At 29.0% G+C, this 23,059-nt stretch carries 21 protein-coding genes and 1 tRNA gene; 14 read left to right on the top strand and 8 right to left on the bottom strand.

Features of this window, described 5'->3' with window-relative positions:
* Positions 1–110: 110 nt before the first annotated feature.
* From MC061_RS00460 to MC061_RS00470, 3 genes are all read left to right on the top strand, one after another.
* A complete protein-coding gene (locus tag MC061_RS00460; RefSeq protein ID WP_259535983.1) occupies positions 111–722 on the top strand; it encodes a superoxide dismutase in 612 nt (203 codons plus the stop codon).
* A 9-nt stretch (positions 723–731) separates the two neighbouring features.
* Positions 732–1,997 carry a M16 family metallopeptidase gene (locus MC061_RS00465; protein WP_259535985.1) on the top strand — a complete coding sequence of 422 codons (1,266 nt, stop codon included), beginning with the start codon at positions 732–734 and terminating at the stop codon, positions 1,995–1,997.
* A 174-nt stretch (positions 1,998–2,171) separates the two neighbouring features.
* Complete coding sequence (locus MC061_RS00470; RefSeq protein WP_259535987.1) at positions 2,172–3,839, top strand: 30S ribosomal protein S1; 1,668 nt, start codon at positions 2,172–2,174, stop codon at positions 3,837–3,839.
* 75 nt (positions 3,840–3,914) lie between these two features.
* Here the strand turns inward: MC061_RS00470 and MC061_RS00475 are convergent, their stop codons facing one another.
* Positions 3,915–4,181, bottom strand: a complete 267-nt coding sequence (locus MC061_RS00475; RefSeq protein ID WP_259535989.1) for a succinate dehydrogenase assembly factor 2 — start codon at positions 4,179–4,181, stop codon at positions 3,915–3,917.
* Positions 4,182–4,398: 217 nt separating this feature from the next.
* Between MC061_RS00475 and rseP the strand changes: the two genes are divergently transcribed.
* From rseP to ffh, 7 genes are all read left to right on the top strand, one after another.
* On the top strand, positions 4,399–5,403 hold the full coding sequence (gene rseP / locus MC061_RS00480; RefSeq protein ID WP_259535991.1) for an RIP metalloprotease RseP: 1,005 nt from the start codon (positions 4,399–4,401) through the stop codon (positions 5,401–5,403).
* A 31-nt stretch (positions 5,404–5,434) separates the two neighbouring features.
* Positions 5,435–7,732: an outer membrane protein assembly factor BamA gene (bamA, locus tag MC061_RS00485; protein ID WP_259535994.1), complete on the top strand. Its 2,298-nt coding sequence runs from the start codon at positions 5,435–5,437 to the stop codon at positions 7,730–7,732.
* The gene (locus MC061_RS00490) at positions 7,733–8,290 is read left to right on the top strand and encodes an OmpH family outer membrane protein (RefSeq protein ID WP_259535996.1); all 558 of its coding nucleotides are present in this window, start codon (positions 7,733–7,735) and stop codon (positions 8,288–8,290) included.
* 23 nt (positions 8,291–8,313) lie between these two features.
* The gene (gene fabZ / locus MC061_RS00495; RefSeq protein ID WP_259535999.1) at positions 8,314–8,760 is read left to right on the top strand and encodes a 3-hydroxyacyl-ACP dehydratase FabZ; all 447 of its coding nucleotides are present in this window, start codon (positions 8,314–8,316) and stop codon (positions 8,758–8,760) included.
* Positions 8,761–8,772: 12 nt separating this feature from the next.
* A complete protein-coding gene (locus MC061_RS00500; RefSeq protein WP_259536001.1) occupies positions 8,773–11,571 on the top strand; it encodes an FAD-dependent oxidoreductase in 2,799 nt (932 codons plus the stop codon).
* A gap of 165 nt (positions 11,572–11,736) precedes the next feature.
* Positions 11,737–13,311 (top strand): proton-conducting transporter transmembrane domain-containing protein, encoded by a 1,575-nt coding sequence (locus tag MC061_RS00505; protein WP_259536003.1) that lies wholly within the window; start codon positions 11,737–11,739, stop codon positions 13,309–13,311.
* Complete coding sequence (ffh, locus tag MC061_RS00510) at positions 13,296–14,636, top strand: signal recognition particle protein (protein WP_259536005.1); 1,341 nt, start codon at positions 13,296–13,298, stop codon at positions 14,634–14,636. The genes MC061_RS00505 and ffh overlap by 16 nt, the downstream gene beginning before the upstream one ends.
* A gap of 124 nt (positions 14,637–14,760) precedes the next feature.
* Here the strand turns inward: ffh and rpsI are convergent, their stop codons facing one another.
* Positions 14,761–15,222, bottom strand: a complete 462-nt coding sequence (gene rpsI, locus MC061_RS00515) for a 30S ribosomal protein S9 (RefSeq protein WP_259536007.1) — start codon at positions 15,220–15,222, stop codon at positions 14,761–14,763.
* 17 nt (positions 15,223–15,239) lie between these two features.
* Positions 15,240–15,698, bottom strand: coding sequence for a 50S ribosomal protein L13 (gene rplM, locus MC061_RS00520; protein ID WP_259536009.1), 459 nt, complete (start codon positions 15,696–15,698; stop codon positions 15,240–15,242).
* 300 nt (positions 15,699–15,998) lie between these two features.
* Here rplM and MC061_RS00525 point away from each other — a divergent pair, with 300 nt between their 5' ends.
* A complete protein-coding gene (locus tag MC061_RS00525) occupies positions 15,999–16,592 on the top strand; it encodes an RlmE family RNA methyltransferase (protein WP_259536210.1) in 594 nt (197 codons plus the stop codon).
* Between the two features lie 22 nt (positions 16,593–16,614).
* Here MC061_RS00525 and MC061_RS00530 read toward each other — a convergent pair whose 3' ends face one another.
* The gene (locus tag MC061_RS00530; RefSeq protein ID WP_259536011.1) at positions 16,615–17,202 is read right to left on the bottom strand and encodes a heme exporter protein CcmB; all 588 of its coding nucleotides are present in this window, start codon (positions 17,200–17,202) and stop codon (positions 16,615–16,617) included.
* 319 nt (positions 17,203–17,521) lie between these two features.
* Between MC061_RS00530 and MC061_RS00535 the strand changes: the two genes are divergently transcribed.
* Complete coding sequence (locus tag MC061_RS00535) at positions 17,522–19,156, top strand: ribonuclease J (RefSeq protein ID WP_259536012.1); 1,635 nt, start codon at positions 17,522–17,524, stop codon at positions 19,154–19,156.
* A 221-nt stretch (positions 19,157–19,377) separates the two neighbouring features.
* Here the strand turns inward: MC061_RS00535 and MC061_RS00540 are convergent, their stop codons facing one another.
* On the bottom strand, positions 19,378–19,752 hold the full coding sequence (locus MC061_RS00540) for a ferredoxin family protein (RefSeq protein WP_259536211.1): 375 nt from the start codon (positions 19,750–19,752) through the stop codon (positions 19,378–19,380).
* 441 nt (positions 19,753–20,193) lie between these two features.
* On the opposite strand from MC061_RS00540, the gene MC061_RS00545 reads away from it, so the two are divergent.
* The gene (locus tag MC061_RS00545) at positions 20,194–20,793 is read left to right on the top strand and encodes a peroxiredoxin (RefSeq protein WP_259536015.1); all 600 of its coding nucleotides are present in this window, start codon (positions 20,194–20,196) and stop codon (positions 20,791–20,793) included.
* On the top strand, positions 20,794–21,738 hold the full coding sequence (gene trxB, locus MC061_RS00550) for a thioredoxin-disulfide reductase (protein ID WP_259536017.1): 945 nt from the start codon (positions 20,794–20,796) through the stop codon (positions 21,736–21,738).
* Between the two features lie 81 nt (positions 21,739–21,819).
* Here the strand turns inward: trxB and MC061_RS00555 are convergent.
* The 3 genes from MC061_RS00555 to MC061_RS00565 form a co-directional block, all read right to left on the bottom strand.
* A tRNA-Ile gene (locus MC061_RS00555) sits at positions 21,820–21,893 on the bottom strand.
* A gap of 2 nt (positions 21,894–21,895) precedes the next feature.
* Positions 21,896–22,225, bottom strand: a complete 330-nt coding sequence (locus MC061_RS00560; RefSeq protein WP_259536019.1) for a thioredoxin family protein — start codon at positions 22,223–22,225, stop codon at positions 21,896–21,898.
* Positions 22,226–22,330: 105 nt separating this feature from the next.
* The gene (locus tag MC061_RS00565) at positions 22,331–22,978 is read right to left on the bottom strand and encodes a ribonuclease D (protein WP_259536021.1); all 648 of its coding nucleotides are present in this window, start codon (positions 22,976–22,978) and stop codon (positions 22,331–22,333) included.
* Positions 22,979–23,059: the final 81 nt, after the last annotated feature.

Below are 23,059 nucleotides of genomic sequence, written 5' to 3' on the forward strand. Positions count from 1 at the left end.
TATTCAAAAATAATATACGATATATTGTAAATAATATATATTACTTTAATATATGATATGCTATATTGTAGATTACAGAAGATTTTTTAGAGAATTCATTTGGAGATTATATGAGTTTTGTTATACCTGATTTACCATATAATAAAGATAGTTTAGAACCTTATATTTATTCAACTACCTTAGATATACATTATAATCAACATCATAAGGGTTATTTAAATAAACTCAATTCTCTTATTGAGCACACCGATTATCAATATTTTACTGATATTCAAGAATTGATTACAAAGGTTTACTCTAATAGAGATCAAGTGAATATATTTAATAATGCAGCACAAGTTTGGAATCATTCTTTTTATTGGACTTCAATGAAGAAAAATGGAGGCGGTCAACCACAAGATGATAGTATAATAGCAAAAAAAATTAGAGATGATCTGGGAGGCTTTCAACAATTTTATGAATTATTTTATACGTATGGTATAAACCAATTTGGTAGTGGATGGGTATGGTTAATTCTTGAAAATGGTAAACTCAAAATAACCAAATCCTTAAATGCAGATTTACCATTTACTCATGCTCAAATACCACTACTGAATATGGATGTTTGGGAACATGCTTACTATTTAGATTTTCAGAATCGTAGAATCGACTATATCAAAATTTTTCTCGAGAAATTAATAAATTGGGATTTTGTAGAAGAGAACTTAAAGCGCAATCTATAAATTAGAAGTATGATCGAACCTACAATCACAACATTAGACAATGGAATCCGTATTGTCACTGATTATATGCCACATGTAAATTCTGTAGCATTTAATATACATTTAGGTGTTGGCAGTAGAGATGAGAGTATATCTCAGTATGGTATATCTCATTTTTTAGAACATATGGCTTTTAAAGGGACAAAAACAAAGACTGCTCTTGAAATTGCACAAGCATTTGATAATATAGGAGGTGTCTTCAATGCAAGCACTGACAGAGAAAGTACCATGTATTATGCAAAGGTGCTCAAGCAAGATATCATGATTGCTATTGATATTCTCATAGACATACTCATGAATTCTACTTTTCCACCAGATGAATTAGAGCGTGAAAAATCTGTAATAATACAAGAAATTTTCCAGACTAATGACTCAATTAACGATATTATTTTTGATAAATATTTTGAAGTAGCATATCCAAATCAAGCATTTGGTAAACCTATATTAGGTACACAAGATAGTATAAAATCATTTACTAGAACAGATCTCACCGATTATATGGATCAGCATTACTATGGAAAGAATATCATATTTGCAGCTGCAGGTAATATTACACATGAGGAGCTTGTAATTCTTACAGAAAAACTGTTATCACAAATATCTTATCAAAGAATAAATAAAAGAAGTCATACAAGATATATAGGTGGTGAATATATGGAACATCGTGTATTAGATCAAATATATCTGATGATGGGTTTTCCTGGTGTTTCTAGATATGATAATCAATATTATGCACTACAAGTACTTGATTGTGTATTAGGAAATGGTATGTCATCACGATTATTTCAATCTATTAGAGAAAGGCAGGGACTAGCATATTCTATATATTCATTTCATGCTAGTTATGCTGATACAGGAATCTTTTCTATCTTTGCTAGTACAGATCACTCACATGTAAATCAATTATTAGAATCTATAATACTAGAATTAAAAATCATATCTTCAAATTTGAAAGAAGAAGAGATAAAGAGAGCAAAAGCAAGAATGATATCCCAAATTTTGATGTCACGTGAATCTGTCAGTTCTCGTGCTACATCGTTAAGTTATTATTATAGTCAATATAATACATATATTACTAAACAAGAGTTAATAAACAAAATCAGTATGATTAACGTGCATGAAGTAAAACAATCAGCTGAAAAGTTGCTATTACAAGCAAAACATATTACTTTAGCAGCAATAGGAGATATCAAAGCATTACCAAATTATAACAGAATTATCTCTATGATAAGCTAAATTATATTTTCTAATTTTTAATCTCACGCGATAAACTTTTAATATTTTTTTGTTTCTGATAATCAGCAGGATTGTATATGCTAGACACTCTCAGCACTGATATTGTCAAGAATAAATACTTGTAAATCACTAGTAAGATATTATACTATCACTATAATTAGAGTATTTAAAGAGATGCTACAAGAAACTAGTGATAACAATTCATCTGGCAAGTGTTTATCAACCACTATCAAGAGATTATCCTCAAATAGATTTATAGGAGAGATTAATCAAATACAATTTGATTATCAGGATAAAGTATTCTGTGAAGACTCTTATATTAATAAAATTAAAGAAGGAGATATAGTAGAAGGTATTATTGCGCGAATTAATATAAACGATGTTGTCATTGATATTGGGTTAAAATCTGACGGTAGAATTCCTATTAAAGAAATGCATTGCAATGATATAATAATAATTGGTGCTAAAATTAAAGTTTATATCGAAAGAATTGAAGATTATCATGGTAATGTAGTATTGAGTCGTGAGAAAGCAATTAGAGAAGAAAAATGGCAAAAATTAGAAGAAGATGCACTTTTAAAACATGAAATCAGTGGAGTGATGAAGCGTGCAATTAAATGTGGCTTTATTGTAGATCTTGGTGATAGTATCAGTGCTTTTTTACCGCTTAGTCATGTAGATTTAAAGCAAATAAAAGACATGAGGTTTTTACTAGATACTGTACAGAAGTTTATTATATTAAAAATGGATAAAAAACAAGGCAATATTGTAGTATCACGAAAAATGGTCTTAGAAAAATTGCACTTAGGTGAAAAAATTAAGTTTTTAAATTCTCTCAAAGAAGGAGATATAGTAGAAGGTAAAATAAAAAGTATCACACATTATGGTGTATTTGTGGGTATACATGAATCAGATATAGTAGGAGTAATAGATGGGTTACTACATATCACAGATATATCATGGAGTAGGATTAGTCATCCATCAGCAGTTTTCACGTATGGTCAGACTATAAAAGTCAAAATTATAAAAATAGATAAAGAAAATTCAAAAGTATCGTTAGGTGTCAAGCAATTAGAAGAGAATCCATGGCAAAATGAAGAATTGCAATATCCAATTGATAGTACTCATAAAGGTTATGTAACAAGTATAGAAGATTATGGAATATTTGTTGAATTAAGACCTGGCATTGAAGGTTTAGTACATTCCTCAGAAATATCTTGGATTAAAAGTAATTTACCATTAAATCATATCATGACTCGAGGACAAGAAGTATCTGTCAAAATCCTTAGTATTGATATTACAAAAAATAGAATGAGTCTCAGTATAAAAAGATGTTTGTCAAATCCTTGGGAAGTATGTATCTCTAAATATCCTCCTGGATCTATTCTTTCTACTCAAGTAAAGAATAATACTGGATCATATATATCAGTACGATTTCTTGATGATACAATAGATCATAACGTAGAAGGTATAATATATGCGCAAGATTTAACTTGGTCTAAAAATAGTTCAGATGAGATTAAAAAATATAATATTGGTGATACTTTATCAGTAAAAGTGATAAGAGTAAATATACATCGTACAAAAATTTATCTAGGAATTAAACAAATAGAATATGATCCTCTTGAAGAGCTAATAAAAAAAGTACGTATGGGAGATAGATTATATGTCACTGTTACAAGAATTGAAGAGAATGGGATAGTTGTTGAAGTAGATGATGAAATCACCCTTTTTATTACTCAAGACCGAATACCTGGCAATAGAAAATTCTCTATATCAGAAAAAATAGAAGTAGAAGTATATGATATGGCGAAATATAACATATTATTATCTGTCAAATAATCCTTATACATCTCTAATAAGTAGATTATTAACATCATTGTTATCCTCTTATTAGAAAATCTTGTTCTATATCATTCAATGAATGTTTTCAACAACAAAATGAATAATAGCTCTGATCATGCCTCGATCTAAGTGAGTAGGCAGGCTTGCGTAATGATTTATATAAAAATACAGTATATCATCATCAAGATCAACGATCTTTTCATATCGTATGAGTTCAGAGAAGGAAAAAGAATTGATAAACTTTAATGCAAAAGCTCCAAGAATAATATCAGTTTCCTTGCATCCTCTATGAGAGCTTCTATATAGCAATTTTTTTCTTAGTAAAGATATATTATTCATTTTAATAATTAATACTATTAATGAATAAATATGATTAATTAAATACTTGTCAAGTATATGAGATACTAATATACTAAAGATTTTATTAAAATCTAATGTACAAATAGTGTTGATTTCTCATATAATGAGTTACTGTGGCAATGTCACATTTTGCTGTTTATCAGTTTTCTTCATTATCTCTTGTGTAATTTTGATACATGAATTAGGTCATTATATAATGGCAAGAGTATGCAAAGTCAAAGTTGCCTCTTTTTCTATAGGATTTGGTCCTGAAATAATTGGATTTAATGATTACAGTGGTACTCGTTGGAAATTAAGTATGATTCCATTTGGTGGATATGTTAAGATGTTAGATGATTTCAATCTTATGAATACTTATCATAGAGAATATAACACAGATAACCAATTATATTTATTTAATGTAAAAAATAGATATCAAAAAGCAGCAATAGTTTTTGCCGGACCTTGTGCAAATATGATATTTTCCGTTCTCCTTTTTACAATCTTTTTTAGTCTTTCAGGTAATTATATTACCCCACCTGTAATAAACACTATCGTCATAGATAGTCCAGCAGAAAAAGCTGGATTATTGCCAGGTGATACTATTCTTCAAATTAATAAATCACAAATCAAATACTTTGAAGATATTACACGCATGATCACTTTTTATCCGAATGCTTATATGGAAATTAAATATAGAAGAGGTCATGACCAATATACAACAATTCTTAATCCATCGACAGTAATAGATAGAGATATTATTGGGAACAAAATAGAAAGAACTACTATAGGAATTACATCGGTTAATATAGATAGTATAAAACAATATTCTGTATTGAAATCTGTTATTTTATCAATCAGACAGACTTACTATACCATGTCTTTAACAATTCAATCTCTTGTGCAGATTATTACTGGTAATGGTAATATAAATGAAATAGGTGGTCCAATTAAAATTGTACAATATTCAGTACAATCGGCCAAGTTAGGTGGTCTGACAGTTATATATTTTATGGCAATACTTTCTGCTAATTTAGCAATAATTAATATATTTCCAATACCTATGTTAGATGGTGGACATTTATTTCATTATATTTTAGAAATATTGATACGTAGAGAATTAAATCGAAAATATCAAAAATTCGCATCATATTGCGGTGCATATCTTTTATTCTTATTAATGATCATAGCAATTGTGAATGATATTAGACATCTCTTGTGAGAGAAAGATGATCAAGTTATTCTATATAATAATGATTATCCTTTTTTTACCATCTATCTTAGATGCTTTAGACACTCAAAGCACAATCTATATACAAGAAATCAAATATCTAGGCAATCAACGAATCAGCAACCAAACAATAGATATGTATGTCACATGTGCTCAAAATAGTGAAATCACTCATTCTGATATCAATACGATTATTAAACGTCTATATAACACACAGTTATTTGCAAATGTCACAGCTTATATCGATGATCATCATAATTTGATCATCAAGATACAAGAAAATCCTCTCATCAATAACATTAACTTTAAGGGTAATCACACCTTAAATAATAATATTATAATGGAGAATGTGATAAAATCACAACCGTTTATGATATTCAATAATACAAGATTACAACAAGATTTATTAAATATATCTGCTCGCTATAGAGAATATGGCAAGCTCAATGTAAAAATTGTATACGAAATCAATACACTTGACAATAATATGATTGATATCTCTGTTACAATACAAGAAGGAATATCATCGAGGATTCTAGATATCAAATATATAGGTAATAAAAATTTTTCTAGAGATCAATTAACACAAGTGATGAATCTACAAGATAATAATGTATTTAGTAAGTTATTTTATATTATTTTTCAAAAAGACAATTATTATTCTTCTAAAAAAATAGAAATACAAAAACACTTAATAGAATCTTTTTATCTTGAAAATGGATATCTCAGAAACAATATTCAGTATATTGCTGAAGTAGATCGTAATCATCACATAGTATTAACTTTTCTCATTGATGAAGGGTCACAATATTTATTTGGAAATATTAATATTGAGGTACAGAATCTCGATCTTAAAAAGAACCTCATGAAACTTATAACAGAAAAAAACAATGATATTTTTAATAAACTGCACATTACTCACACAGTAGAAAAAATGAATAGTTATTTGCATCAAAATGGATATGTATTTGCACAAATTAAACCAGAATATGTAGAACGAGATAATAAGATAGATATAGTATATAAGATAATCACTAATCAGAAATCTTATATAAATCAAATTATCATTACTGGCAATGAGCGTACTTTTGATCAAGTAATAAGAAGTAAGATTCCTGTTTCTGTAGGAGATCCATATAATATATTTACTATTAAACAAATCCATGATTCTCTTATGGAGAGCAATTTATTTGAAATGGTACAGATAGATAATATTATTGAACATGATGCCTGGATTGATCTGAATGTCAATGTAAAAGAAAAAAATACTTCTGTATTTTCTTTAACAGGAGGTATATCTATGCCTGATGGCATGTTTGTTAAAACAAATTTTAAAGATCATAACTTATTTGGTACTGGTAAGGAATTAGAATTTTCACTTGAAAAAAATCAACACGCATTTTTAACTGATATTAAAATATCTAAATATCATTTTAATGATTCGCATACCAAGTTAGGAATAGGTCTCTTTTGCAAGATACAAGATAAATTAAATACCGATTTTAGTAGTTATGATATAGGATTTTCAACACAATTATCATATTTAATAACAGAACACTTTACTAATTTATTACATTATTCTTATAGGTTGAATCTGATAAATGTATTAAATAATTCTCAACAAAATAGTCAATACACTCAAAAAGTGCATGAGCAATATAATCAAAATATTATTTCATCAATAGGATATACATTACTCTATAGTACCTTAGATAATCCATTTGTTCCAAAAAAAGGTTATTTATTTCGTGTACATCAAGATATTGCAGGACTTGGAGGAAATATTACATTCCTCAAATCTGAATTGCTATCTTTTTATACTCATTCTATTTTTAGAAAAATTGCAAATGATATAAATATTCGTTTTAAAGTAGAGGCAGGGCATATTTTTTCTTATACAGATCAAGCATTACACGTAACTCAATACTTTTTTAAAGGTGGTAATGAGATTAGAGGTTTTGAACATACTGGAATTGGTCCTAGAATGAAAGATAGCGATCACACCGCATTAGGAGGTAAAACGTATTTCAATTTAACACAACAAGTAGATTTTCCATTGTTAACCTATTTATCAAAAATAGGTGTTAAGGGATCATTCTTTATTGACTATGCAACACTTTTTGGTTTAGATTATATAGATAAAAAGTATCAACATGAATATAATGATAGCAAACTCATGAGAATTGCACCAGGTTTTGGAATTTCATTACCATCTCCATTTGGAAGGTTAAGATTAGATTTTGGTTTTCCTATACTAAAGACATCTTATGATATCATATCATCACATAATATTAAATTTTCTATTGAATCAGGAATCTGAATGAAAAACGTCAATCTCTTTATATCATTAATTGCTTTATTTCTTTCTCTATTTGCTATCTATCATTCTTTTTATCATCACTCTGACTGTTTATACAATACCAACACTGCTATTATTGATAGTGATAAAATCATTAATGAATCCCTCATTTTACAAAAAATTCATCATCAAATAAAAGAAAGAAGTTCTGAATTACAACAAGAATTTGATGATGAAATAGAAAAAATCAAACCATTACAAGATGAATTTGAACTACTCTCAGAAAGCGCTCAAAAGGAAAAAACAGATCAATTTAATCATTACGCTACTAAGATTAAAGAGGAATACACTAAAAAAATTGCATATATAGAACAAAGATACAGAGAGTCATTAGATCAAATATTTTATAAACTCAAGGAATTAGCTATGATAGAAGCTAAAAAGCATGATTTGTCTTTAGTGCTATTTATTTCAAAGAAAAATCAAGTTTTATTCTCTGCACAATCAGTAGATTTATCAGATAAAATATTAAAAAAAATAAATAATGAATTACAGGACTTTGCGTTACAAGAGAAATAAAAGAATTATCTTATAAATAAATCATGAAATTAAATATCAATGAAATAATAAAAATTATTCCTCATACTTATCCATTTCTACTAGTAGATAAGGTGATAGAATGTAAGCCTACTAAGAGTATTATAGCACTCAAAAACGTCACGTTTAATGAGCAGTTTTTTATTGGACATTTTCCTGGTTATCCAATAATGCCAGGTGTCTTAATCATTGAAGCTCTAGCTCAGGCATCTGCAATATGCATGATGAATAATCAGAATCATATAACAAGTAAAGAGCAAGTTCTTTACTTCATGTCTATTGAAAAAGCAAAATTTAGAACTCCTGTGATTCCCGGAGATAGTCTTGTACTGCAATCTAATATTATAAATGCACGTTTAGGAGCTTATAAATTTGAGTGCGTAGCATATGTGAATAACAAAAAAGTGACGGAAGCAAAGATTATAGCAATGTTACATAATATCTCGCTATAATAATATAGTACAATGCAAATAGATTTTAATATTTCATTTTCTAATCTATATACCCGTCATGGGTTAATAGAATTAGATAAAATATTCTTAAATTATGTTCAAGTCTATAACAATCAGTTATTTCACTTATTAGTTGAAATTAGACAATGCATACATTTTCAATCACATCCAATATCGAAAATTAAAAATTACAGCAATGTGATCTTAGAGCTTGCATACTTACTTGATGCTTTTATTGCAAAACTTTTTAAGATTGACATGCAAATAGAGCAATTGACAAAAAACCATAAAGACTTTGTATCTATATATCAATGTAAAAGATTATTCATACATCGTTATGCATTAAAAAAATATACTAACATCATCAATATAAATTTTGATGATGTTGTCACAAGATTAAGTCATTTTTTTATTATACCAATCACAGATATGACGTTTGCACATCAGGTAATGTCTTGGTTACAAAATAAAGAACATCATAAAGCAGAATTAGATCTTGCTGCACAATATGCAGCCTGGAGAGTAAAATATCAACAGAGTATATTATTTAGCACAAAGAAGATTCTTAATCATAAGAATCTTATCTCATATGATAAAAAGCAAATAGATGATATTGACATAATATATTCATCTCGCCCAACAAGAAGACAAGGTTTTAATCTTACAAGTCAGAAACCATCTTTAGATGAAATATTAGAAAATACTCATTATTGTATACATTGTCATAAACAAAACAAAGATAGTTGTTCTCATGGTTTCTTCGATCAGAATAGAATATTTAAAAAATCTATTTTAGATGTTGAATTACATGGTTGTCCATTAGAACAAAAAATATCAGAAATGAATCTAGCAAAAAGCTTAGGATATAGTATTGCAAGTCTTGCAATTGTGATGATTGATAATCCATTATGTGCAGCTACTGGATATAGAATATGTAATGATTGTATGAATTCTTGCATATATCAAAGACAAGAACCTGTAAATGTACCGATGATTGAAACAAGAGTATTAGATGATGTCTTGAATCTACCATATGGATTTGAAATCTATTCTTTACTAAGTCGATGGAACCCTTTGAATTTTCAACGTACTATACCAAAAAGTGATACTGGAAAAAACGTCCTCATTGTCGGTCTTGGACCATCAGGTTTTAACTTAGCCCATCATTTGCTCAATGATGGGCATAACGTTGTGGCAATTGATGGGCTAAAAATTGAACCTTTAATAGATACAAAACAACTAATTAAAGATTTTCACTATGAACAGTTAAGTACACGTATAGCAGATGGATTTGGTGGAGTATCAGAATATGGTATTACATCGAGATGGGATAAGAATTATCTTAAAATTATAAGATTATTACTTACTAGACGTACAAATTTTGCAATGTATGGTGGTATTCGTTTTGGTAGTTCTATCACTGTTACAGATAGTTTTAATTTAGGATTTGACCATATTGCCTTAGCGCTTGGATCAGGAAGACCTAAAATTATAAAAATAAAAAATATATTAGCACGTGGGGTACGCATGGCATCTGACTTTCTGATGTCGTTACAACTCATAGGAGCAATGAAATTTGATTCAATAGTGAACTTACAGATTCGTATACCAATAGTTGTAATAGGTGGAGGACTTACTGCAATTGATACTGCAACTGAAGCTTTAGCCTATTATCCAGTACAAGTAAGAAAATTTCTTATGCGTTATAATCTCTTAGTAAGTAAGTATGGTATAGATTATGTAGAAAGAGATTGGACAGAAGAAGAACATATTATTGCAAATGAATTTATATCACATGCAAATTTAATTCATTTAGAACAAGAAACAGCAAATAATGAAGGTAGAGAGATAAAAATATTAGAGTTAATACAAAGTTTAGGTGGAGTAAAAGTAATATATAGGAAAGAGTTACAAGATTCACCAAGCTATAGAGTAAATAGCGCAGAACTAAATCATGCATTACTAGAAGGAATTTATTTTATTGAAAACTTAGAACCTCTTGAAATCATCACAGATAAATATAATCATGCTAAGTTATTAAAGTTAAAAGATACAAAATCTCAGACCATAAAATATATAAAGGCACGTTCTATTTTAATAGCAGTAGGCACTGAACCAAATACAGTGATTGCAAATGAAGATAAGCAACACTTTAAAGTGAATAATGGATATTTTATACATTTAGATTCCTTAGGTAATGAGATAGCGCCCAACTTTTCTCCTAAAACAGAACATCAAGACAGAATCTTAGTATATAAACAAGAGAATAAAGCAATTAGCTTTTTTGGAGATCTGCATCCAGGATATCATGGTAGTGTTGTCAAAGCAATGGCAAGTGCAAAGAATGGTTATCCTATCATCACGCAACTCTTAATGCATAAGTTATATCAAAAGGAAGATTTACAATCTCAAATCACACAAGACATCATATGTCCAAATATAATTTCTCGTATGAATAAAGCATTTTTTCACAGAATCAAAAAACAATTTATCTCACAGATAATCACAGTTAAATATTTAACAGATAAGATCATGGAAATAGTGATTAGAGCACCACTTGCCACAAAAAATTTTCAACCTGGACAATTTTTTAGATTGCAGAATTTTGCATCTTATATGACTAAAAGATATAATACAACTCTGACTATGGAAGGAGTAGCGGTAACTGGCATTTCTTCTGATAGAGATAAAGGTACTATATCAACTATAGTATTAGATACTGGAGGTTCTACAAATATCTGTAAACTTTTTCAAGTAGGTGAACAAGTTATTCTCATGGGTCCAGCGGGTACTCCTACTGATATTCACTAAACACAATTTATTAGTTATATGATCATGAGGGTTTTTGTGATATTGCATATAATGCACTGATAGTAAGTAGTCATATAACAGAGAATTCTTGATCTTCGTGTACAAGTTGATTTTTTACATATATTGAGATAGCATATAGTATATTACTGTAGTATTCTGAGATTAGTGTATAAATTCTTATTATTACTTTTACTGACTATATTAATAACATCAATACTGATATTATGTGATTATTCAGATACTAAAATTATCTATCCACATCTCGCAATTATCAATCTAGATTTTTCCATACAGATCATTCTATTAGCCTTTCTATTGGGTGCATTTTTAATTGTATTATCAATTATCAATCTCACTCTTTTCGAATTAATCTCTTTCTTTGCATATACTATAAGTACGTTATGCATGATAGCATCTACAAACATGATCTTTATTATAGTGTTTTGTGAGTTGATGGCTCTCAGTGCATTTTTTATTATTGCATATCCATCTAATAAAGATAATAATTCTGCTGTAAGATATGCATGTCTACACTTTTTTAGTGGGATAATACTAACAATAGGATTGGCATCTCATAGCTTTACTATGATCAATATTGGTCTATTAATCAATTGTGCTTGTTTACCCTTTTCTTTTTGGGTTGCTGATGCATATACTGCTGCATCATTACATGGTTCAGCATATCTTGCTTTCTTCACTACTAAAGCTTCTTTCTTAGTATTAATACTGCATACTGCAAATACATTGCATATGCATAATGAAATATTAGCATTTTTGGGTATCGTCACTGCAATATATGGTATCATCTTCGCTGCTATTGAAAGAAACATTCGTAGACTATTTGCCTATAATATAGTAGGACAAATAGGAATGTTACTTCTCACATATAGTCTACTGAAAGACTCACTATATGTAATTCCATTATTGATATGGAATATCATAATTTCTATGATATATCAATTATTGCTGACTTCTGTTGCACATTCAATTATAGCACAGAAAAAAGAAGAAAATTTAAATGCTATATCAATATCAATAATATCAGTAGAAGGAATATGCGCACTAATTGCAATATTGACAATGGTGGGATGTCCTGGTACTGCAGGTTTTATTATTAAATCATATACATCAGAGTTCATACCTTCTAACACTATTATGCTATCATATTTACAAAAATGTCTCAATTTATTGCTTTATTTAAGCGTTGGGGTTAAATTTATTTATTATCTATTTATTCGCAATAATATATTTCTACCTTTAATGAAAATATATAATAAAAACTCTATATGGAGTACCATCCCTATGGTGATTTTATCAATTTGTTGTATAATAGGAGGAAATCCCTATATATTACTTTATAATCAATCTGTAATATTAGATTTAATATATTATAAAAATAATGTTCTTTTTCAATTGATTGTAATTTTGTGTTTTACTTTATTGTTTATTCCTATGCATAAGTTATTCTACCCTAGAATAAGTATAAAAAGAGATATTGATTGGATATTAAAGTCATGCGTTTTGCATTATCTTCAATCTTTCATCAAGAGATGGATCTTAAGAATAAAAGCACAATATACTCTCAATATGAATATCTTGATTGAATTAGTCATTCATTTACATAATACTATTATGTATCGACTGATAGAAATATTTGGTTATCATTCAATAAGCTTTGTGATTTCTACCTCTCTCTTTTTAATGAGTATTTTATTAGTATTACTATGTTTCAATCATTAACTACAAGTTTAAACGCTATCTTTAGCAAGATTAAAGGCAATTCTATCATTTCTGAAAATCAATTCAATCTAGCAATACGTGAAATACGTGTAGCATTGATTGAAGCTGATGTTGCATTAGAAGTAATAAAAATATTTATCAGTAATATTAAAGATAAAGTCATTGGAGAACAAATAATAAAACAAGTATCTCCAGTACAAGCGATTATAAAAATTGTTTATGATAATTTAGTGATGACACTTGGATCAGAAAAAAGTAATTTAAAGATTCATGAAAAAAAACTCACTATTATTATGTTAGTTGGTATACAAGGTTCAGGAAAAACAACTATTTCAGGTAAGTTAGCCCTAAAACTAAAACAACAAAAGAAAAAAGTCATGCTTATATCTTTAGATATATATAGACCAGCTGCTCATACTCAACTTGAATTAATAGGCAAACAGATTGATGTACATACTTTATCGCACATCATTAATGAAACTCCATGTGAGATTGCAAGAAGAGCAATAGAATTAGCAAAAAAAGAGAAGTATGACATAATAATTCTAGATACAGCAGGTAGATTACATATTGATCATGAAATGATGCAGGAATTAAAAGATATCAAAGATATCACTAGACCTACAGAAATCTTGTTAATAGCAGATGCTATGATAGGACAAGATGCTATCAATATAGCAAAATCTTTTAATAAAATATTGGATCTCACTGGAATTATTCTAACACGTATTGACGGTGATTCTAGAGGTGGTGTTGCTCTTTCTATGAAGATGATGACTAAATGTCCTATTAAGTTTATTTCTTGCGGTGAAAAATTAAGTTCACTTGAGGATTTTTATCCTGAAAGGATTGCAAATCGTATACTTGATATGGGCGATATTGTTTCATTAGTAGAAAAAGCTACTGAAATTGTTGGGCAAGAGGAAATTGATAAGATACAAAAGAGAGTACAAAAGGGTAAATTCGATTTTAATGATCTTATGAGAATATTAACAACTGTTAATAAAATGGATGGAATTAATAATATAATCAAATTTATGCCTGGATCTTTAACAAAAAGAATTAATCCAAAAGGAGCATTAGATAATATTACAGTAAAAAAATATATATCTATTATCAGATCAATGACTAGAGAAGAAAAATTTAATCCTAATATCTTGAATACAAAAAGAAGGATGAGGATTGTACAAGGCTCTGGTACAAAAATGTCAGATATTAATCTTTTGCTCAAACAGTATACGCAAATGCGTTCTATGATATATAAACTGAGTAAAGTAGATCAGAAGAAATTACAGGAAAGTGATTTTATGAATATGTTGAATTGAAAGATTAAAAGAATTTTAATAATATAATGATATTATTAAAATCTTAAAAACTCAGAATGTATGGTAGAATATGTTATATATATATTGCTATTAATAATATTATATGGCTATATTTTATCTTAAATTATCTTTTAGAAAACTGACACTTTTTCCTAGCTTTATGCTGACCATATTTTTTACGTTCTACAACACGTGAGTCTCTAGTTAAATGCTGATTTTCACGTAGAATCACATGTAAATCAGGTCTGATAATATTTAAAGCTTTACTTATGCCATGAGCTAGAGCGCCAGCCTGACCAGATAAACCTCCCCCTCTTACAGTTGCAAATACATCATATTTATTTAATGTGCAAGTTGTAATAAAAGGTTTCTTGATGACCTGACAGACTGTGTCTCTCTTAAAGTATTCTTGAAGAGTACAATGCTGATTCACAATCCACTTACCACTACCTATTTTCATCCATACTCTAGCGACTGCTTCTTTTCTTCTACCAGTAGCATATGTACGCCCCAAAGAATCAATAATAGAATTCTTTATGATTCCTTGTACTTTATCAAGCTTAAAATGTGTTATAGAAGCGTCCATATAAAATACTCCATATCTTACTTTTTATTTTTAGTATTAAAAGAGGCAAAATCTATCCTCTCGGGTTGTTGTCCTTGATGTTTATGTTCTGGTCCAGAATAAACATATAAATTTTCAAATCTTCTTCGTGCGAGTGGACCACTATCAAGCATTCTTTTTACTGCCATTTTGATTATCTTCTCAGGAAATTTGCTATTTAAAATATCTAAAGGAGTCTCTTGTTTTAATCCACCAGGATATCCTGTATGTCTATAATAGATCTTGTCTTGCAATTTTTTTCCTGTCAAATGAATCTTATTTGCATTTACAATTATTACATAATCTCCACAATCCATATGAGGTGTATAGTCAGATTTATGCTTACCACGTAATAATTTTGCTACAAAAGATGCAAGTCTTCCTACTACTACATGATCTGCATCTATAATCAGCCATTTTTTATTAATCTGCTTCTTCTTTAAAAAGAAAGTTCTCATCTATAGTCCAATTATATTGCATAGATATAAATACATTATATTCATGATATGTCAAGCACTAGAGTATCAACACTACCTAATATAATAACATTTAAGAGCAAATTAGATGTAATATGATATGTTTCTCTGAATATCTTAAAAAATTCTTATAGCATATATTCATCAGTATTCGCATGATAGAAGCTACAAGTATCTTGATCTCTTTAAATGAGTAATGTATATTTAACTGCATATCTAATTTGAGGATCCTGAATCATAAAGAATAGACTAAAGACTGCAAAAGGTAGAACCCTCTCTTCTATAAGATGGTTATCTCGTCATTTAAGTGATCACTATGTACAAAAAACTAGTATAAATGGCTATAGATCTAGATCTGCTTATAAACTAATAGAAATACATAATAGATTTAACTTACTATACCCTGGACAACGAGTTCTAGATTTAGGAGCTTCGCCTGGTGGATGGTCACAAGTTGCAACTAAACAAGGGGCACATGTGATTGCTATTGACATACAAGATATGAAACCAATTACTGGAGTGCAATGTATTAAGTGTGATATTGTGAATAATAGTCACACTATAATTTCATCTCTAAAAGCTAAGAAATTTGATTTAATATTATCTGATATGGCATCACAAGCTTGTGGTATACACTCTTTACATCATATTAGAATTATGATGTTATGCGAAGCAGCACTATCATATACTAAAGTATTATTAAAATCAGGAGGAGTATTTGTCGTTAAAATTCTGCAAGGAGAATATGATCAACATTTCTTTTTTGAATTAAAAAAACACTTTGATAAAGTACGATACTTTAAGCCTCAAGCTAGTCGCTCTGAATCCACAGAAATATATTTAATTAGCACAGGTTTTTACTCCATTACGCAATAAATTTAGTATATATTACATCATTTTAGTCTTGTTCTATGGCATATCTCAATGCCATATGAGTAGCAAGCGCACTATTTACTATAACAATAATACAAATTAATAAGGTAATAAATAACATATAAGTTGTTACCAAGACACTTGTACATTGAGCAAGTAATTTAAAATAAATGAAGGTTGGCATGATCAGAGGCAAAATAAGAATCTGTGAGATTTCTGATGTAAGGTTCTCTTGTCCAATCATTAATGCATGACCAACAGCTGAAATATTAATGATAATTAATGTATTAAATAATAAAGATATTCCTAATGTTAATGAGCGTGTCATACTCTCTCCAGAGAAACAGTGAAATATTGCAGCTATAATTGACATAGAGACACCAAATAATAACCAATGATTAAAAATTTTAAACGCTATAATTAGATGTGACGATACTGGTTGTATAAAATACTGTTCTAATATTCCTTGACGATAGTCAGAGATAAATAAATTTCCTGTGGAAATCTGTAAAACGCATGTAGTACATATCCATGTTAAAGTCAGTAATGTCTCATCCACTGTATTAATACTTACACATGTAAATGAAGATACACTCATCATTATGATAAACATACATATGGTATATCCAAAATTCTTATTAGTCATAGCAGTAATAGTGATTAATATAATATGAATATATCTCTCAATATATGATAATTATATATTAATCCGTAATTGCTCAAGTGATTTAAAGAGTATTAAATGATAGTAATAGCATTAATTATAGGATTTATTTTTATGTGATATATTTAAGTAATTTTAGATATCAATAATGACCTATAATATGAATGAATTGTGCAAGAGACTTTATGATTAATTTTTGACTTATGAATAAAAGTCTTTCTTTAATATAGAAGTTTTGATATCCTAATTCAGGATAACCTGGCAATCAATGAATGTAAAGAATAATGAATTTTTATTTCTTCCACTAGGCGGAATAGGAAAAATTGGCATGAATGTAAATCTATATCATTATGCTGGTAAATGGATTATAGTTGATCTAGGAATAGGATTTGCAGATCATAATATGCCAGGTGTTAATCTCTTGGTTGCAGATTTAGGTTTTATTGCAAGTAAAAAGAAAGATTTACTTGGAATTATCATTACTCATGCACATGAGGATCATTGTGGTGCATTACCTTACTTATGGAAGGAATTACAGTGTCCAGTATATACTACTAAGTTTACAATGAATTTTTTAAAAGAAAAGTTCAAGGAATTTCGATTACAAGATCAAGTACCTTTAAAAGAAGTAAATATTAATGGTATTATCACTTTAGGTCCATTTACTATTGAATTTATTCATATGACTCATTCAATTCCTGAAGCACATGCAATCTTAATTAGCGTGACTGTAGGTAGTGTATTGCATACAGGCGATTGGAAATTTGATCCTAAACCTGTGGTTGGAAATGTTTCTAACATCACACGCTTAAAAGAAATTGGGATCACAGGTGATTTACTCGCAGTAGTATGTGATTCAACCAATATATTAAGTACACAGAAACATGAGTCTGAAGGTGCATTATATGATAATATCCATACTATAATAAAAAATTCTAAAAAATTAGTTGCTATCTCTCTCTTTGCTTCAAATGTTGCTAGAATTAAAACTATTGTACAAGTTGCACAATCTTTAAATAGACAAGTAGTATTACTTGGCAGATCTTTATGTAGAATCGTAAAAGTAGCACAAGAAAGTGGATATTTAAGTACAAAATTCAATTTTTTAGATGCAAAACACGCTAAAAACATTCCAAGAGATCAGCTTGTTCTCTTATGTACAGGATGTCAAGGAGAGCCAATGGCAGCAACCTCAAGACTCGCTTATCATACGCACCAATCATTTAAAATACAACCAGGTGATACAATAATATTTTCATCAAAAACTATTCCTGGTAATGAAACTGAAATACGCGATATGTTGAATTCTTTTATTAATATGGGAGTAGAGGTAATAACTGACAAAACAGACTATATACATGCTTCTGGTCATCCTACAAGAGTAGAATTACAGAAACTGTATTCCTTAATCAAACCAAAAATTTCTATTCCAATTCATGGTGAATATATTCATATATATAAACATGTACAATTTGCGAAAAGTTGTGGGATTAAACAAGCTCTTATGCTATCACCAGGTGATATGATTAATTTAGAAAATGGATATAAAAGTTATACTACTCATGCTGGATTTTTTGGTATTGATGGTGCATTTCTTAGGCATCCTAATAGTAATGTGATTAAAATGCGTAAGAGTATGCGAGATTCTGGTTTAATTGTAGTAACAGTAATATTAGACAAGAATAATGTTCTGATTGCTAAGCCAATATTATTTGCACCTGGTGTGTTTGCAATGCGAGAAGATGCGTTGATTTTATACAAAATTATAGAAAAAATTGAATCAATATGTCATTTACACGAAAGTACAGGAATAAAACATAAAATTACAAACGCAATATTAGTCATTATAAGAGAATATGTATTAAAAAAACCTGTAATTCATATCCAAATAGAACAACTCTGAAAAAGACGGAACCTCGTGATCACAAGGAATAATGTAATATTACATAAGGTAATATTACTCATTCGCAGTACTATAATGCATCATCCCCGATGTAATTTTTTGACTGTATCAGTAATTCATGATAGAAGTCTTCTTGCATAAATAATTCGTAGATGATTTTTATCGATTTTCTTCTAGAGAATAATATACAAGATCATTCTTGATAATATGATCAAGGATGATCACTCCAGATTTTCCTGAAAAAAATCTACCTTTTCTACTTTATATTGAAATTCTGATGCAGTAGACAAAGGATCTTTTTTATAAGTAATTTTAGGCCATTTCTGAGAATATTCTATATTTATGCTATAAAATAATTTGAGATTATTTTGGACTGGATTAAGTGTTTGTGGATCTAATGTTAATATATCTATTACAGCGTCATCTGTAACAATTGCATCTAATGGACATTCAGGAATACATACTCCACAATCGATACATTCATCTGGATTGATCACAAGCATATTTTTACCTTCATAAAAACAATCTACTGGACATACTTCTACACAATCGGTGTATTTGCACTTTATACATTTATCTGTTACAAAATGAGTCATATAATACACCAATAACATATCTTGTATACATGAAAGGAAGTATTATTTCAATAATTTTTACTTAGTATCCTAACAAGATATCACATGTTAAACAATTAATTTACAAGATGATTGCTTTGATCTATAATATCAACGTATATTAAGATTCTTACAAGAGCGCTTAAAATTATATTTAAAACAATAAATACATAAATCTCGTGATATCTCATAATTGATCAAGTTAGTATTATAGCATTTATTACATACATCTAATCAGGAAATGAGTATGAGGCAAGCTTTGAATATATATTATAAGAAGTGAAATATTGTAAAATCACAACAACAGCAACATGATCTATCATGATAGAATATGACATTCTCATATCATATGCAAGATACTTGCATATGATATCATCAAGATGTATAGTATAAGGACATTGAAATAATAAAGAGGTATTCATTATGAATCTTGTGACAAAATCTGCTATTGATTTTCTTGCTCCAGCTGTTCTTCCGGATGGAAAGATCATTGAGAATTTTTGCTTACGTGAATATATAAAAGATAAGTATGCAATACTGCTTTTTTACCCACTAAATTTTACTTTTGTATGTCCCACTGAATTAATTGCTCTTAATAATAGAATCAGCGAATTTGCACAGCGTGATGTTGAAGTCATAGGAATCAGTGTAGATTCACAATTTTCACATTTAAAATGGCAAGAGACTCCTGTAAACGAGGGTGGTATAGGAAAAATAAGTTATTCTCTAATATCTGATATTACAAAATCTATCTCAAGAAACTATGGCGTATTATATAATGATGCAATTGCATTACGAGCAACATTTATTATAGATACTAAATTTATGATACGACACCAATCAATCAATGACTTACCTATTGGCCGTAATATTGATGAAATGATCAGACTAATTGATGCGCTTATATTTCATACACAATATGGTGAAGTATGTCCTGCAGGATGGAATAGAGGTCAACCTGCTATACAACCTAGTAATGCTGGAATCTCTGATTATCTAAATTCTCACTGTGAAGAATTATAAATGCACATTAATACTGAAGTACTCATTATTGGATCTGGGATTGCTGGTTATTCTGCTGCAATATATGCATCACGTGCACAATTATCTCCAATAGTAATCACAGGATTACAATCTGGTGGTCAGCTTATGATGACCACTGATGTTGAAAACTATCCTGGCTTTATATCAGTGCAGGGGCCAGAATTGATGGTACAAATGAGATTACATGCAGAAAAAGTAGGAGCTCAAATAATAGATGATACGATAACACACATTAATCAATTTAAAGAAGTGCAAGACTTTCAATTTTGCGCTTCTGGTGAGTATCAAGACTATCATTCTAAGAGTGTTATTATTGCATCTGGTGCACAGGCAAAAACTCTGAATTTAGAAAGTGAAAAACAATTTCAAGGGTATGGAGTATCATACTGTGCAACTTGTGATGGTGCATTTTTTAAAAATAAAGTGGTAGCAGTAATAGGAGGTGGTGATACAGCAGTTGAGGAAGCGATCTTTTTAACTCGTTTTACTAAATCAGTAATATTAATACATAGATCCCATAAGTTAAGAGCAGCACAAGTCACTCAAAATCAGATATTGAAAAATAAAAAAATCACAGTCATGTTAAATTATACTGTACAGTATATCCTAGGGATTTCTAATCCACATAAAGTCACTGGATTAATAATAAAATCAAATGATGATGATGTATTACAAGAACTGCAAGTTGAAGGGGTTTTTATTGCAATTGGACATATACCTAATACAAGTGTTTTTAAAAGTTTTATTGATCTAGATCAGAATGGATATATTGTAACAAAACCTGGTACTACTCTCACGAGTAGATTAGGAGTCTTTGCTGCTGGTGATGTGCAAGATCACAGATATCGTCAAGCAGTTGTAGCAGCTGGGTCTGGATGTATGGCAGCTCTTGATGTAGAAAAATTTTTAGAATTATTAAATTAATCATTATCAGTATATTCTGAAGAAGAAATTAAAGATTCAAACTTTTATCTATATATACACTCTCTAGATTAAAAAGGGATATGGGATTGGTAGGGCTCGAACCTACGACCAATTCGTTATGAGCGAACTGCTCTAACCAACTGAGCTACAATCCCCCTTATATATTTATTTTACTCTCAACCCATCCTGATAAATCATTAATTGCACCAACTGTACGTGCAATTTCTCTACCATTTTGTAATATTATTAAAGTAGGTATAGATTGAATGCAATATTTACTTATTACTTCAGTTCCTTCTTCATCTATACAAAATTTACATACTTTTATTGTATCTTTTTTATCATAAGCAAGCTGTTCAATATGCGACATCAAACTTTTACATGGTCCACACCATTCTGCCCAAAAGTCTACCATAACAAAACCTTTATAGTCAATAACTTCAGATTTAAAATTCTGATCATTTATTGAAATTATTGTATCATTCATATGTGTCCAGATAATTAATAGATAATATATCGTACCAATATATAAATAATCAACTAAATTCTTTTTTTTAGAATTATTAAAGTATAACAGAAGTAAAAATACTCTCTAAGTTTTCTTATAGCACTTGTCAGGAGATACCTTATGATTAAAAATATCTATAGATTCCCAACCAGATAAATCTAATTCAATACGAGTAGATAAGAACGCAAAACATCTCTTTGCTAGCTCTTTTCTATTTTCACGCTCTAACATTAGATCTAATGCTTCCTGTATTCTATGTAAATGTAATACATCAGATGCAGCATAGTTTTTCTGTTGTTCTGTTAAATGTATACGCCCCCAATCAGAAGATTGATTTTGTTTATTAATCTTAATATTGAGCAATTCCCAACATAAGTCTTTTAAACTATGATGCTCTGTATATGTACGTGCTAAACGAGAAGCAATCTTTGTACAGTAACAAGGTAAAGCCCAAGTATGTAAAAAAAAATATAATATACTGATATCAAATTTTGCAAAGTGAAATATTTTAGTGATGTTATTATTAAATAATATTTGTTTTAAATTTGGTGCTGTATAATCATTTGTAAACTGAATTAGATGTGCATGTCCATCATTAAAAGCAAGTTGTACTAAACATAATCTATCTCTCACATGCAATAAACCCATTGCTTCTGTATCAATTGCTACAGATTTTAAATCGCTTGGTATTACGCTATATGGTATATCATTTCTATGTAAAAATATTCCCATAATGTGTTATTATATATCATTAAATATTAATTATACACTCAATATCATATTAATGTATATGACAATATACATTAATATGAT

Source organism: Wolbachia endosymbiont of Howardula sp. (assembly GCF_025021925.1).
Lineage (GTDB): Bacteria > Pseudomonadota > Alphaproteobacteria > Rickettsiales > Anaplasmataceae > Wolbachia.